Here is a 14,772-nt window from a genome sequence, read left to right as displayed (position 1 = left end):
GGAGAACCCCCGCATCCGCTGACCGATCCGTTCTGGAGGCACGACGAGATGGCGACCGCGCACGAGGACACCGCGAACGGCACCCCCTCCCCCGACCCCGCCGCCGGCGGCTACCGGGTGGAGCACGACTCGATGGGCGAGGTACGGGTGCCCGCGCACGCGAAGTGGCGGGCCCAGACCCAGCGGGCGGTGGAGAACTTCCCCGTCTCGGGGCAGCGCCTGGAGCGCGCCCACATCGAGGCGCTGGCCCGGATCAAGGGTGCCGCCGCGAAGGTGAACGCCGAGCTGGGCGTGGTGGAGCGGGACGTGGCCGGGGCGATCGCGGCGGCGGCCGAGGAGGTGGCGGCGGGTCGCTGGGACGAGCACTTCCCGGTGGACGTGTTCCAGACCGGGTCCGGCACCTCGTCCAACATGAACGCCAACGAGGTGCTGGCGACCCTGGCGAGCGAGCGGCTGGGGCGGCCGGTGCACCCCAACGACCACGTGAACGCCTCCCAGTCGTCCAACGACGTGTTCCCCTCGTCCATCCACATCGCGGCGACCGCGGCCGTCACCCGGGACCTGGTCCCGGCGCTGGAGCACCTGGCCGCCGCGCTGGAGCGCAAGGCGACGGAGTTCGCGGACGTGGTGAAGTCCGGACGCACCCATCTGATGGACGCCACCCCGGTCACCCTCGGCCAGGAGTTCGCGGGGTACGCGGCGCAGGTCCGGTACGGGGTGGAGCGGCTGCGGGCCTCGCTGCCGCGGCTGGCCGAGCTGCCGCTGGGGGGCACCGCGGTGGGCACCGGGATCAACACCCCGCCCGGGTTCTCGGCGGCCGTGATCGCCGAGGTCGCCGCCGCCACCGGGCTGCCGCTGACCGAGGCGCGCGACCACTTCGAGGCGCAGGGCGCGCGGGACGGGATCGTCGAGACCAGCGGGCAGCTGAAGACGGTCGCGGTGGGCCTCACGAAGATCGCCAACGATCTGCGGTGGATGGCGAGCGGGCCGCGCACCGGGCTCGCGGAGATCAACCTGCCCGACCTCCAGCCCGGCTCGTCGATCATGCCGGGCAAGGTGAACCCGGTGGTCCCGGAGGCGGTGCTGATGGTCGCCGCGCAGGTCGTCGGGAACGACACCACGATCACGGTGGCGGGCGCCGCGGGCAACTTCGAGCTGAACGTGATGCTGCCGGTGATCGGCAAGAACGTGCTGGAGTCGGTGCGGCTGCTGGCCAACGCCTCCCGGCTGCTCGCCGACCGCACCGTGGACGGCGTCACCGCCAACCGGGAGCGCGCCCTGGAGTACGCGGAGTCCTCCCCCTCGGTGGTGACCCCGCTCAACAAGTACCTGGGGTACGAGGAGGCCGCGAAGGTCGCCAAGCGGGCGCTCGCCGAGCGCCGGACCATCCGCGAGGTGGTCCTGGACGCCGGGTACGTGGACCGGGGGCTGCTCAGCCTGGCGGAGTTGGACGCCGCGCTGGACGTGCTGCGGATGACCCGTCCCTGACCCCAGCGCCCGGCGGGTCCCGTGCGCCCCGGGCGGAGCGGAACGCGCCGTCCCGGGTCCCTCACACGCGTGACCTCCGCCGCCCGTAGCCCACCGGGATGACGTATTCGGCGCGTCGCCGGGCCCGGGAACCTACTATCTGGGCATGACGGGCGAGAACGGAGTGCGCGTGCCGTGGGCGGCGGGCGACCAGATCCTGTGGCGGTACCGGGCGGTGGACGGCCCGGGCTTCCACGTCTGCCGCCCGGTGACCGTGGTGCGGGACGACCCCGAGGTGCTCGCCGTCTGGATGGCCCCGGGCACCGAGTGCGTCCGCCCGGTCCTCGCAGACGGCACCCCTCCGCACGCGGAGCCGCTGGCGACCCGCTACACCAAGCCCCGCACCGCCCTGCGGGACCACTGGACGGGCACGGGCGTGCTGAAGCTGGCCCGCCCCGGCGAGCCCTGGTCGGTGTGGTTGTTCTGGCACCCCGACTGGCGCTTCAAGAACTGGTACGTGAACCTGGAGGAGCCACGACACAGGTGGGACGGCGGGGTGGACTCGGAGGACCACTTCCTGGACATCTCGGTCCACCCGGACCGCAGCTGGCAGTGGCACGACGAGGACGAGTTCGCGCAGGCCCAGCGGGCCGGGCTGATGGGCCCGCGGCAGGCGCGTCGAGTACGGGAGGCGGGCGCGGCGGCGGTCGAGGCCATCAGGATGTGGGGGGCACCGTTCTCGGACGGCTGGCCCGCATGGCGCCCTGATCCGGCATGGCCGATTCCGGTCTTGCCGGACGACTGGGACCGCACGTCCGCGCATGTGTCCTCATGAGGCCCTTGATACGCCCCCATGGGTCAACCGTAGGATCGTCCTCCGCAAGTGCGCACCACGGCAACTCCTGGTGCTCGTGCGAGGTCTGACAGGATGTCATCGAGGGGTGGCCACAGGGTGAGCGACTGGGACGAGGCGTACGCGGCCTACCGCGGCCCGGACGGCGGGGGCATCTCCGACCGCACGGGTCAGGCGGAGGCGTTCGACGCCATCGGCGGGCGGTACGACGAGGCGTTCCCCCACAAGGAGGGTCAGGTCACCGCCGTGACCCGGCTGTTGGCGGAGCTCCCGCCGAAGGCCCGGGTGCTGGACGTGGGCTGCGGCACCGGAGTGCCCACGGCCCGTCAGTTGGTGGCCGCCGGACACCGCGTGGTCGGCGTCGACCTCTCCGAGGGGATGCTGGAACTCGCCCGCGTCAACGTTCCGGAAGCGGAATTCCACCAGCGGGATCTGGCCACGCTGCGGGTGGGCGGGCCCGAGGGGCTCGGCCACTTCGACGGGATCACCTGCTTCTTCACACTGTTGATGCTGCCCCGTTCCGAAATACCCTATGCGTTGCGGCAGTTCCACCAGCTGCTGAAGCCGGGCGGGGCCCTGGCCCTGTCCATGGTGGAGGCCGACCTGGACGACGCGGAGATCCCGTTCATGAGCCACTTCATCCGGGTCTCCGGCTATCTGCGGGAGGAGTTGTCGCAGGTGGTCAGGGAGGCCGGATTCGAGATCCTCGCCGAGGACCTGCACTCGTACGCGCCCGCGAGGGCCGACGCACCACCCGAGCACCAACTGTTCCTCAACTGCCGACGCACCTGATCACCGTGTGCCGCGCGGCCGGGTCCGGCACCTGCGGGTGACCGGCCGACCGCGGGGCGCGCAGCCCCGGACGGACGGATTCGACACGCGTGACGGAGCACTCCCTCCCCCCTGAGGGCCGCCAGTACGGCACGGCCGGCCCTCCCACGGCCCCCGCGGATCCCCGCGGGGCGCTGCTGCGCGCCCAGACCTCCCCGGAGGCCGCCACTCCGGCCGGCGGTCCGGGGACGGCGAACGCGATGCCGTCCCAGCCCCGCCCCGGCGGGGCCCGCGGCTCCGACGCCCCGCCGGGCGCCGAGCACGCACAGCCGGAACCCGGCGGGGCGACCGGCCAGCCCGGGCACCGCGCCCGTCCGGCGCCGACCGGGGTGCCCGCCCCGCCCGGCGGCACCGGGGGCCACGACGGCCGCACCGACGCGCCGGAGGGCGAGGACGAGCCGCGCGGCGACACCCGCAGCACCACGGAGGGCCCCACGGAACACGGCGGGAGCGGGACGCGTCAGGACGAGTCGGCCGACCCGTCCCCGGGCCCTCCCGGTCCGCCCGGCGGTGTCGAGCGCCGGGGTGCCGGGCCGGCCGCCGGTCAGCCGGGGGTGACCCACATGCGGCGGGACGGCGACCGACTGCGGTTCGTGGGTGCGGCCACCCGGCGGATCGCCCGCGGCCTGGACCTGGACGAGATCGTGATGGGGCTGTGCCGGGCGACCGTGCCGACCTTCTCGGACGCGATCCTGGTGTACCTGCGCGATCCGCTGCCGGTCGGCGACGAGCGGCCGATGGGGCCGGTGGTGCTGCGGTTGCGGCGCGCCGACCGCATCCCCGACGAGCGGGACGTCGAGGCGGCGGGCCCGCTGGCCGCGCTCCCCGCCGACCTGGACGCCACCGGGACGACGGAGCTGTGCACGGTACGGCCCGGCGGGGCGCTCGCGGAGGTGTTGCGCGGGGTGCGGCCGGTGTTCGCCGAGGACGCGGTGGACGCCCTGCCGGAGCTGCTCGGGCAGAGCCGGACGGTGCCGGGCGGGCGGCACACCATCCTCGCCCCGCTGCGCGGCCGGCGCCGGGTGATCGGCGCGGCGATCTTCCTGCGCCGCCCGGACCGCGACCGGATGCCGTTCGACAGCGAGGACCTGCTGGTGGCGGCGCAGCTGGCCACGCACAGCGCGCTCGGCATCGACAAGGCCGTGCTGTACGGGCGGGAGGCGTACATCGCCGACGAGTTGCAGCGCACCATGCTGCCGGAGACCCTGCCGCAGGCGACCGGGGTGCGACTCGCCTCCCGGTACCTGCCGGCGGCGGAGACCGCACGGGTGGGCGGCGACTGGTACGACGCGATCCCGTTGCCCGGCAGTCGGGTCGCCCTGGTCGTCGGCGACGTGATGGGCCACTCGATGACCTCCGCCGCGATCATGGGGCAGCTGCGGACCACCGCGCAGACGCTGGCCGGGCTGGACCTGCCGCCGCAGGAGGTGCTGCACCACCTGGACGAGCAGGCTCAACGGCTCGGCCACGACCGGATGGCGACCTGCCTCTACGCGGTGTACGACCCGGTCTCGCACCGCATCACCATCGCCAACGCGGGCCATCCGCCGCCGGTGCTGCTGCACCTGGGCGGCCGGGCAGAGGTCCTGCGGGTGCCCGCCGGTGCCCCGATCGGGGTCGGCGGGGTCGACTTCGAGGCGGTGGAGCTGGACGCGCCGGCCGGGGCGACCCTGTTGCTGTACACGGACGGGCTGGTCGAGTCGCGGCTGCGGGACGTGGTCGCCGGGATCGAGCAGTTGCGCACCCGGTTGGAGGCCACCGCGCAGCTCACCGGGCCGGACCACCCGCCGCCGCTGGAGGCCCTGTGCGACGAGGTCCTGGACATGTTGGGCCCCGGCGACCGGGACGACGACATCGCCCTGCTGGCCGCCCGCTTCGATGGGATCGCTCCCAGCGACGTCGCGTACTGGTTCCTGGAACCGGACGAGAAGGCGCCGAGCCGGGCCCGCCGGCTGGCCCGGGTGGCGCTCAGGCGCTGGGACCTGGAGGAGTTGACCGATTCGGTGGAGCTGCTGGTCAGCGAGGTCGTGACCAATGCGGTGCGCTACGCCTCGCGGCCGGTGACGCTGCGGCTGCTGCGCACGGACGTGCTGCGCTGCGAGGTCGGTGACGACGTGCCGCAGTTGCCGCGGCTGCGGCAGGCGCGGGCCACCGACGAGGGCGGCCGGGGCCTGTACCTGGTGAACAAGCTGGCCCGGCGCTGGGGTGCGACCCGCCTGAGCACCGGCAAGGTGGTGTGGTTCGAGCTGAACCGCAACCACGCGGGGTAGGGTGCGCCGGTCGGTCGGGGTGGTGCCCCGACCGACCGGACAAATGTTGCCGACCGTCCGTCGGCGGAGTTGACTGGCGTGGTGGCCCGAGGCCACGCCCCGGGGGACATCCCCCCGTGTCCCCCGGCACCCTCACGCATGGGAGGACGCTCGTGACCGAGGCCCGGAAACCCGCCCCGTACACGACGAACAACGCCGGCATCCCCGTCGAGAGCGACGAACATTCCCTGACCGTCGGCCGCGACGGGCCGGTCCTGCTCCAGGACCACTACCTGATCGAGAAGATGGCCCAGTTCAACCGGGAACGGGTCCCGGAGCGGGTGGTGCACGCCAAGGGCAGCGGCGCCTACGGCTTCTTCGAGGTCACCAACGACGTCAGCCAGTTCACCAAGGCCGACCTGTTCCAGCCGGGGCGGCGCACCGAGATGCTGGCCCGGTTCTCCACGGTCGCGGGCGAGCAGGGCTCCCCCGACACCTGGCGCGACCCGCGCGGCTTCGCGTTGAAGTTCTACACCGACCACGGCAACTACGACCTGGTCGGCAACAACACGCCCGTCTTCTTCGTGCGCGACGCGCAGAAGTTCCAGGACTTCATCCGCTCGCAGAAGCGGCATCCGCGCACCGGGCTGCGCAACAACGACATGCAGTGGGACTTCTGGACCCTCTCCCCGGAGTCCGCGCACCAGGTGACCTGGCTGATGGGCGACCGGGGCATCCCCAAGTCGTACCGGTTCATGAACGGGTACGGCTCGCACACCTACCTGTGGGTGAACGGCGGCGGCGAGCGGTTCTGGATCAAGTACCACCTGAAGACGGACCAGGGCATCGACTTCCTCACCCAGGCGGACGCCGACGAGCTCGCGGGCAGCGACGCGGATCTGCACCGCCGCGACCTGTACGAGGCCATCGAGGCGGGCGAGGCCCCGTCGTGGACGATGTACGTGCAGGTGATGCCGTTCGCGGACGCCCCGGACTACCGGTTCAACCCGTTCGACCTGACGAAGGTGTGGCCGCACGGCGACTACCCGCTGGTCGAGGTGGGCCGGATGACGCTGGACCGCAATCCGGAGGACTTCTTCGTCCACATCGAGCAGGCCGCGTTCGAGCCGTCGAACCTGGTGCCGGGCATCGGCCCGTCGCCGGACAAGATGCTGCTCGGCCGGCTGTTCTCGTACCCGGACACGCACCGGTACCGGATCGGGCCGAACTACGCCCAGCTGCCGCCGAACCGGCCGCACTCCCCGCTCGGTTCGTACGCGAAGGACGGACCGATGCGGTACGAGCCGGCGAACGTCTCGGCGGTGTACGCGCCGAACTCGTACGGCGGGCCGGCGGCGGACACCGGGCGGTTCGGGGAGGTCGCCGGCTGGGAGGCGGCCGGCGAGATGGTGCGCGAGGCGTACTCGCTGCACCGCGAGGACGACGACTGGGGGCAGGCGGGCACCCTGGTGCGGCAGGTCCTCGACGACGCGGCGCGCGACCGGCTGGTGTCCAACGTGAGCGGGCACCTGCTGGCCGGGGTGAGCCGTCCGGTCCTGGACCGAGCGGTGCAGTACTGGCGCAACGTCGACAAGGACCTCGGCGACCGGATCGCCGCCAACGTCAACGGCGGCTGACCCGGGACGCACGCCGGCGCCCCCCGACCCGTGGCGGGTCGGGGGGCGCCGGCGGTCGCTCAGCCCGGGTCGGGGGCGCCGAGGGCGGGGGGTTCCTCGCTCTGGCTGCCCGAGGGCGTCGGGGTCGCCGGCGTGGAGGTCCCCGGTCCGGGCTCCTCGCCGCCGTCGCCCGGGTCGGGGCTCTGGGTGCCGGTGGCCGGCGGGCTCTCGCCCTCGGTGGGCTCCGGCGACTCGGGTGCGCTCGTGGACGGCGTCGGCTCCTCGGGCTCCTCGGTCGTGGGCTCCTGCGTCGGCTCCTCGGACTCGGAGGGCGAGGCGGAGGCGGACGGCTCGGGGGCGGACTGCGAGGGGCTGGGCTCGACGGGCGGGGAGACGGCCGCGCCCTGGTCGGTCTCCAGGTCGAACTCGGAGGGCTCGCCCATGGCGGCGAAGGTGTAGGCCGCCCAGATCCGGGCCGGGAAGCCGCCGCCGTTGACCCGGCCGCCGCCGGCCGCGCCTTGGAGGGTGGTCTGCGCGCCGCTGGCGAGCTTCTTGCCGTCCTCGTCGGTGCGGTCCTTGGGGACCTCGCCGAACAGGCCGACCGAGGTCACCAGGTCGGGGGTGTAGCCGGTGAACCAGGCCGAGCGGTTCTCGTCGGAGGTGCCGGTCTTGCCGGCCACGTCCTGTTCGGCGTTGCGCACGGCGCTGCCGGTGCCGTCGTCGACGACTCCGGTGAGCACCGAGGTGACGGCGTCGGCGGTGGAGCGCTTGACCACCTGGCCGCCGATCGGGTTCGGGAGGTCGACCGTGCGGTCCTTGTGGGTGGCCGACTTCAGGACGGCGGGCCGCACCTGCTTGCCGTGGTTGTCCAGGGTGGCGTACACCCCGGCCATCTCCAGCGGGCTCGCGCCCATGGTGCCGAGGGTCTGCGCGGGCACCGGCTGAAGCCCCTCGACGTCCATGCCGAGGGAGCCGGCGGTGCTCATCACCGCGTCCATGCCCACGTCGACGCCCATCTGCGCGAAGACCGAGTTCACGGACTTGTTCATGGCCTTCTGGACGGTGACGGGGCCGTAGTCGACGTCGTCCTCGTTGGGCGGGGCGAACGCGATGTCGCTGCCCTCCACCGGGCGCTTGCTGTCGCCGTCGTAGACCGTGGCGGCGGATATCTCCTCGTCGTCCTGGGTGGTGGCGCCGCGCTCCAGGGCGGCGGCGTAGATCAGCGGCTTGAAGGTGGAGGCGGGCTGGTAGTCACGCCGGGTGGCGTTGTTGGTGTAGTGCTTGAGGTAGTCGACGCCGCCGTACATGGCGAGGACGGCGCCCGTCTCGGGGTCGACGGAGGCGGCACCGACCTGGACGTCGCCGTCCACGGTGCGCTCCTTCGGATCGAGCTTGTCGGTGACCTCGGTCCTGACCGCCTTCTCCAGCAGCTCCTGCTTCTTCTTGTCGATGTTCAGGGTGAACGTCCAGCCGCCGGCCTGCACCAGGGCCTCGGCCTCGGCCTGGCTCATGCCCTCGCTGCGGAACTGCTGCTCCAGCTCGCGCTTGGCGGCCTCCACCAGGTAGCCGCCCTGGCCCTTCTGCCCGGGGGCGGGGCGCGGCGCCTTGGGCACCGGGAACTCGGTGGCCTCCCGCTCGGCCTGCTCCAGCCAGCCCTTCTCGACCATGTTGTTGAGGGACTTGTTCCAGCGGTCGGTGACCAGCTTCTTGCCGCGCGGTCCGGCCACCGCCCAGTCGTACTGGCTGGGGGCCTGGAGCAGTGCGGCGAGGTAGGCGCCCTGAGCGACCGTGAGGTCCTTCGCGTCCACCCGGTAGTACGCCTGGGCGGCGGCCTGGATGCCGTAGGCGTTGCGTCCGAAGTAGCTGGTGTTGAGGTAGCCGGCGAGGATCTCCTCCTTGGTGCTCTGACGATCGACCTTGAGGGAGATGACCAGTTCCTGGAGCTTGCGGCTGACGGTCTGGTCCTGGGTCAGGTAGTAGTTCTTGACGTACTGCTGGGTGATCGTCGAGCCGCCCTGCTTGCCCTTGCCGGCGAGGGTGTTGAGGACGCCGCGGGTCATGCCCTTCAGGTCGACGCCCCGGTCCGAGTAGAAGGACTTGTTCTCGATGGCGACGAAGGTGCGCTGGACGTCCAGCGGCACCTGGTCCAGGTCCACCTTCTCCCGGTTGAAGCCGGTGCGGGCGAGGGGGGATCCGTCGCTGTACTTGAAGACGTTGCCCTGGAGCTCGGCCTCGGCGTTGCCTTCGGGCACGTCCACGTACAGGTAGAGGCCCACGAAGCCGAGCATGCCGAGCAGGACGGTGCCGAAGGCGGCCCCGAGCAGCTTCCGCCAGGTGAAGAACCGGCGTATGCCGGTACGGGTCTTGCCGGCGTTCCCGCGCCGCGCGCGCCGCCCGGCGGCCCGCTGACGGGCCCGTCGTTCCTCCGCTCGCCCCATGGGTTCCCGTTCGCTCCGCTTCTCGTCTCTCGTGTCCTGCCGCGCGTCCGCGGTCGGCTCTGCAAGCTAACACCGCACCTCGTGACAGATTCCGGCAGATCAGGCGATTTCCTGACGTGACAATGAGCACCCGTCCCCTAGGAAGTCGACGGTCGGAGAGGTCGGATGGTTGCCACCCGCGTTAAAGTGATATCACTTTGCTAGAAACTTCCGGGCTCCGAACCGGCCCGGATCGACGAACGGGGGGTCACCCATGCCCGAAGAGCACACCCGCACCGGCCCGACCGACCCGGGCGAGCTGCCCGAGATGCCCGAACCCCGGGTGACGGAGTTCCCGGCGCACAGCGTCAGCGGCGGGCTCGCCCTCTCGCTCGGCCTGCTCGGCATCGCCCTGGGCACGGTGCTGATCGTGCTGGCCGGCCTCCTCGGCGGCGCGGGCCTCGCCGTGCTCCTGCCCCTCGGCGTCCTGACGGTGGTCGGCTCGCTGTTCACCCTGGGCGGGCTGAACACGGTCGCCCCCGGCGAGGCCCGGGTGGTGCAGCTCTTCGGCCGGTACCGGGGCACCATCCGCACCGACGGCCTGCGCTGGGTCAACCCGTTGACCAGCCGGGAGAAGGTCTCCACCCGGGTCCGCAACCACGAGACGGCGGTGCTCAAGGTCAACGACGCCTACGGCAACCCGGTCGAACTGGCCGCGGTCGTGGTGTGGCGGGTCGAGGACACCGCGCAGGCCGTGTTCGAGGTGGACGACTTCCTGGAGTTCGTCTCCACCCAGACCGAGGCGGCCGTCCGGCACATCGCCATCGAGTACCCCTACGACGCGCACGACGAGGACGGGCTCTCGCTGCGCGGCAACTCCGAGGAGATCACCGAGAAGCTCGCCGTCGAACTGCGGGCCCGGGTCGAGGCCGCGGGGGTGCAGATCATCGAGTCCCGCTTCACCCACCTCGCCTACGCGCCGGAGATCGCCTCGGCGATGCTCCAGCGCCAGCAGGCCGGGGCGGTCGTCGCCGCCCGCCGGCTGATCGTGGACGGGGCGGTGGGGATGGTCGAGGACGCGATCGGGCGGATCACCGAGCAGGACCTGGTCGAACTGGACCAGGAGCGCAAGGCCGCCATGGTGTCCAACCTGCTGGTCGTCCTGTGCGGGGAACGCGCCGCGCAGCCGGTGCTGAACACGGGGTCCCTCTACCAGTGACCCCCGACGCACAGGGCCCCCCGGCGGGCGGCGAGCACGGGGCCGCCCCCTCGGGGGGCGCGCCGGACGCCTCCGGCGCCCCGCGGCGCCGGCCCGCCGCCGCCCGCAAGCAGGTCCTGCTCCGGCTGGACCCCCTGGTCTACGACGCACTGGCGCGCTGGGCCGGCGAGGAGCTGCGCAGCGCCAACGCGCAGATCGAGTTCCTGTTGCGCCGGGCCCTCGGGGACGCCGGTCGGCTCCCCGGATCGGCCGGCCCGATCGCCCGCCGCGGGCGTCCGCCACGGGGCCCGCAACCACCCGGGGAGCGGCCCGAGAACTGACCCCCGCCTCCCGCCCGACCCTGTCACTAAACCGTGATGAACGGCCCTGACCTGCACGGACACCACTCACACAGCCAGCTATACACCACAGGTATACGTCGTGTGTATACGCACTGTGTACAGTTCTCGCCATGTCCATCGGCCACACCCTGCTGGGACTCCTGGAGTCCGGCCCCCGCCACGGCTACGACCTGAAGCGGGCCTTCGACGAGAAGTTCGGGCACGACCGTCCGCTGCACTACGGGCAGGTCTACTCGACCATGTCCCGCCTCCTGAAGAACGGCCTCGTCGAGGTCGACGGGATAGAGGCGGGCGACGGCCCCGAGCGCAAGCGGTACGCGATCACCGACGCCGGCGTCACCGACGTCCGGCGCTGGCTCGCCACCCCCGAGAAGCCCGAGCCGTACCTCCAGTCGACCCTCTACACCAAGGTCGTCCTCGCGCTGCTCACCGAACGCGACGCCAGCGAGATCCTCGACACCCAGCGCTCCGAACACCTGCGGATGATGCGCACCCTCACCGATCGCAAGCGGCGCGGCGACCTCGCCGACCAGCTCATCTGCGACCACGCCCTGTTCCACCTCGAAGCCGACCTGCGCTGGCTGGAACTCACCGCCGCCCGTCTCGACAAGCTCGCCCAGGAGGTGCGTCCATGACCCCCGCCGGCTCCCTGCTGGTCGCCACGGACCTGCGCAAGGCGTACGGTCCCACCCCCGCCCTCGACGGCGCCCACTTCTCCATCCACGCCGGCGAGGTCGTCGCCGTGATGGGCCCCTCCGGCTCCGGCAAGTCGACCCTGCTGCACTGCCTCGCCGGGATCGTCACCCCCGACTCCGGCTCCATCCGGTACCGGGGCCACGAGCTGACCACCCTCTCCGACGCCGGGCGCAGCGCGCTGCGCCGCACCGAGTTCGGCTTCGTCTTCCAGTTCGGGCAGCTGGTGCCGGAACTGACCTGCGTGGAGAACGTGGCCCTGCCGCTGCGGCTGGCCGGCACCGGGCGCAGGGCCGCCGAGGCCACCGCGCTGGAGTGGCTGGCCCGGCTGGAGGTGGACGACGTCCGCGACCAGCGGCCCGGCGAGGTCTCCGGCGGCCAGGGCCAGCGGGTCGCCGTCGCGCGCTCCCTGGTCACCGGCCCGCGGGTGCTCTTCGCCGACGAGCCCACCGGCGCCCTCGACTCCTACAACGGCGAGCGCGTCATGGAGCTGCTGACGGAGGCCGCCCGGTCCACCAACGCCGCCGTCGTCCTGGTCACCCACGAGGCCCGGGTCGCCGCCTACTCCGACCGCGAGGTCGTCGTCCGCGACGGCAAGTCACGCGACATGGAGCGGATAGCGTGACCGCCACCGACACCCGGCCCGCACACCGGCGGGCCGCCACCGACAGCCCCCTGCCCGCCCCGAACGGGAGCGCCCTGCGCGACCTCCTGATGGGCGTCCGGTTCGCCCTCACCGGCGGACGGGAGGCATGGGTCCGCACGGTGCTGACCGCGGTCGGCGTCGGCCTGGGCGTCAGCGTGCTGCTGCTGGCCTCCTCCGTCCCGGGCGCCATGGACCGCCGTGACGTCCGCAACGAAGCGCGCTCGGAGTTCAACCACGCCGTGGACGGCGGACGCCCCACCGACCGCTCCCTGCTGGTGAGGGCCGCCGACACCACCTTCCGCGACATGGAGGTGCGCGGCCGACTGCTCAAGCCGGAGGGCCCCCGGGCCCCGCTGCCGCCCGGTCTGGACGCCTTCCCCGCCCACGGCGAGATGGCCGTCTCGCCCGCGCTGCGCGAGCTGCTCGACTCCGACGGGACCAAGCTGCTGCCCGGGCGCATCCCCTACGAGATCACCGCCACCGTGGGCACGGAGGGGCTGTCCGGCCCGGGCGAACTGGTCTTCTACGCGGGCCACGACCGGCTCAACACCGACGGGGGCGCGGGTCACGCCATGCGCATCGACGGGTTCGGCACCCAGGCGACGGCGGACCCCCTCGACCCGGTCCTGATGCTGCTGGTGCTCATCATCCTGGTGGTGCTGCTGATGCCCGTGGCGGTGTTCGTCGCCGCCTCGGTCCGCTTCGGCGGCGAGCGCCGGGATCGTAGGCTCGCCGCGCTCCGCCTGGTCGGCGCGGACGCCCGGATGACCCGCCGGGTCGCCGCCGGCGAAGCGGTGGCCGGCTCCCTGCTGGGACTGGCCGTCGGGGCCGTCATGTTCTTCCTCGGCCGGCAGCTCGCGAACGTGATGACCATCGAGCAGGTGTCCGTCTTCCCCGAGGACCTCGCCCCCGGCCCGCTGCTGGCCGCGCTGGTCGTCCTCGCCGTGCCGCTCGCCTCGGTCGCGGTCACCCTGCTGGCGCTGCGCGGCGTGGTCATCGAACCGCTCGGCGTGGTGCGCACGGCCCGGCCCCGGCGCCGGCGGCTGCTGTGGCGACTGCTGCCCCTGATCGGTGGCGTGGCGCTGCTCGCCCCGCTGATCGCGCAGGGCACCGCCGACTACTTCAACACGTACGTGGTGGTGTGCGGCGCGGTGCTGCTGCTCCTCGGAGTCACCTCGCTGCTGCCCTGGGTCGTGGAGTCCGTGGTGGGCCGGCTCGGCGGCGGCCCGGTGTCCTGGCAGCTGGCCGTCCGCCGGCTCCAGCTCAGCGGAGGGGCCGCCGCCCAGGCGATGAACGGCGTCGCGGTCGCCGTCGCCGGTGCCGTCGCCCTCCAGATGCTGTTCGCCGGGGTCGACAACGACTACGTCCAGGTCGCCGAGAAGGACCTCCGGCGCGCCGAGATGGACGTGCGCACGCCCCGTTCGGTCCCGCCCGCCGAGGTGCGGGAGGCGCTGGCGGGCCTGCCCGGGGTTCGGTTCGCCTCCGCGATCGGCACCGGCCTGGTCACCCCCCGCCCGGCCGCGGACGGGGAGAACCCGATGGAGTTGGCCGTGGGTGACTGCGCGACCCTGCGCAAGGTCGCCGACCTGCCCTCCTGCCGGGACGGGGACGTGTTCCGGTTGCTCAGCGACCGCCAGGCCAGCAACGCGCCCCGCAAGCACGCCGAGCCCCACGCCACCCTGTACGTCGACGCGGGGGGCGCCGGAGCGGCGGCTGCGGACACGAGGTGGCGGCTGCCCGCCGAGGTGAAGGACGCCCGGCCGCTGCCCGACCCCGTCGGGTACGAGCGGGACGGCCTGCTCGCCACCCCGGGCGCCTTCCCCGAGGAGCGGACCCGGCAGCTGGGCGGTCAGGTCTTCGTCGGAGTGGACGAGGGGGTTCCGGACGCCCGGGACCGGGTGCGCACCACGGTGGCCGCCCTGAGCCCGTTCCACCAGACGTCGGACCACTACGGCGTGGCGGTCAACGACCAGTTCGCAGACGTCCGCAAGGGGCTGTTCGTCGGCGCGACCTGCGTGCTGCTGCTGATCGGGGCAAGCCTGTTGGTCTCGCAGGTCGAACGGCTCAGGGAGCGGAAGAAGCTGCTGGCCTCGTTGGTCGCCTTCGGCACCCGGCGCCGCACGCTGGTCTGGTCGGTGCTGTGGCAGACGGCGATCCCGGTGGTCCTGGCCCTGGTGCTGGCGCTCGGCGTCGGCCTGCTGTTGGGCACCGTGCTGCTGTTCGTGGTGCAGACGACGCCCGCGGTGCCCTGGGCGGTGGTCGGGGCGATGACCGGAGTGGCGGGCCTGGTGGTCCTGCTGGTGACGGCACTGACCATGCCGGTACTGCTGAGGCTGATGCGGCCGGAGGGGCTGCGCACCGAGTAGCGGCCCGTCTGCGGGGGGAAGGGGGGTGTTCCGGCCGAGACCGGAACACCCCCTTTGTCGTCCTCGATCGTCGT

11 protein-coding genes are annotated in these 14,772 nt (G+C 72.9%); 10 read left to right on the top strand and 1 reads right to left on the bottom strand.

Annotated features, from left to right (window positions below; translation table 11 throughout):
* Nucleotides 1–48 precede the first annotated feature (48 nt).
* The 5 genes from ACSMX9_RS19815 (at nucleotide 49) to ACSMX9_RS19795 (ending at nucleotide 7,037) form a co-directional block, all read left to right on the top strand.
* On the top strand, nucleotides 49–1,488 hold the full coding sequence (locus ACSMX9_RS19815) for a class II fumarate hydratase (protein WP_445395674.1): 1,440 nt from the start codon (nucleotides 49–51) through the stop codon (nucleotides 1,486–1,488).
* Between the two features lie 145 nt (nucleotides 1,489–1,633).
* On the top strand, nucleotides 1,634–2,302 hold the full coding sequence (gene fomD, locus ACSMX9_RS19810; protein WP_351240701.1) for a cytidylyl-2-hydroxypropylphosphonate hydrolase: 669 nt from the start codon (nucleotides 1,634–1,636) through the stop codon (nucleotides 2,300–2,302).
* A gap of 117 nt (nucleotides 2,303–2,419) precedes the next feature.
* A complete protein-coding gene (locus ACSMX9_RS19805; RefSeq protein ID WP_445395672.1) occupies nucleotides 2,420–3,112 on the top strand; it encodes a class I SAM-dependent DNA methyltransferase in 693 nt (230 codons plus the stop codon).
* Nucleotides 3,113–3,201: 89 nt separating this feature from the next.
* Nucleotides 3,202–5,421 (top strand): SpoIIE family protein phosphatase, encoded by a 2,220-nt coding sequence (locus tag ACSMX9_RS19800; RefSeq protein ID WP_445395670.1) that lies wholly within the window; start codon nucleotides 3,202–3,204, stop codon nucleotides 5,419–5,421.
* A gap of 152 nt (nucleotides 5,422–5,573) precedes the next feature.
* Entirely contained in the window at nucleotides 5,574–7,037 is a 1,464-nt protein-coding gene (locus tag ACSMX9_RS19795) for a catalase (protein ID WP_445395668.1), read from the top strand.
* A 59-nt stretch (nucleotides 7,038–7,096) separates the two neighbouring features.
* Here ACSMX9_RS19795 and ACSMX9_RS19790 read toward each other — a convergent pair whose 3' ends face one another.
* Entirely contained in the window at nucleotides 7,097–9,454 is a 2,358-nt protein-coding gene (locus tag ACSMX9_RS19790; RefSeq protein ID WP_445395666.1) for a transglycosylase domain-containing protein, read from the bottom strand.
* Nucleotides 9,455–9,707: 253 nt separating this feature from the next.
* Here ACSMX9_RS19790 and ACSMX9_RS19785 point away from each other — a divergent pair, with 253 nt between their 5' ends.
* The 5 genes from ACSMX9_RS19785 to ACSMX9_RS19765 all read left to right on the top strand — a co-directional run bounded on the left by ACSMX9_RS19785 (nucleotide 9,708) and on the right by ACSMX9_RS19765 (nucleotide 14,698).
* Nucleotides 9,708–10,652 (top strand): SPFH domain-containing protein, encoded by a 945-nt coding sequence (locus ACSMX9_RS19785; protein WP_445395664.1) that lies wholly within the window; start codon nucleotides 9,708–9,710, stop codon nucleotides 10,650–10,652.
* Nucleotides 10,649–10,972 (top strand): hypothetical protein, encoded by a 324-nt coding sequence (locus tag ACSMX9_RS19780; RefSeq protein ID WP_445395662.1) that lies wholly within the window; start codon nucleotides 10,649–10,651, stop codon nucleotides 10,970–10,972. Before ACSMX9_RS19785 ends, ACSMX9_RS19780 begins: the two co-directional genes overlap by 4 nt.
* A 131-nt stretch (nucleotides 10,973–11,103) precedes the next feature.
* Nucleotides 11,104–11,628, top strand: coding sequence for a PadR family transcriptional regulator (locus ACSMX9_RS19775; RefSeq protein ID WP_351240689.1), 525 nt, complete (start codon nucleotides 11,104–11,106; stop codon nucleotides 11,626–11,628).
* Entirely contained in the window at nucleotides 11,625–12,311 is a 687-nt protein-coding gene (locus ACSMX9_RS19770) for an ABC transporter ATP-binding protein (protein ID WP_445395660.1), read from the top strand. Before ACSMX9_RS19775 ends, ACSMX9_RS19770 begins: the two co-directional genes overlap by 4 nt.
* The gene (locus ACSMX9_RS19765) at nucleotides 12,308–14,698 is read left to right on the top strand and encodes an ABC transporter permease (RefSeq protein WP_445395658.1); all 2,391 of its coding nucleotides are present in this window, start codon (nucleotides 12,308–12,310) and stop codon (nucleotides 14,696–14,698) included. The genes ACSMX9_RS19770 and ACSMX9_RS19765 overlap by 4 nt, the downstream gene beginning before the upstream one ends.
* Nucleotides 14,699–14,772: the final 74 nt, after the last annotated feature.

The organism is Streptomyces sp. LE64, assembly GCF_052606915.1.
This window is presented reverse-complemented; position numbering and strand designations above follow the sequence as displayed.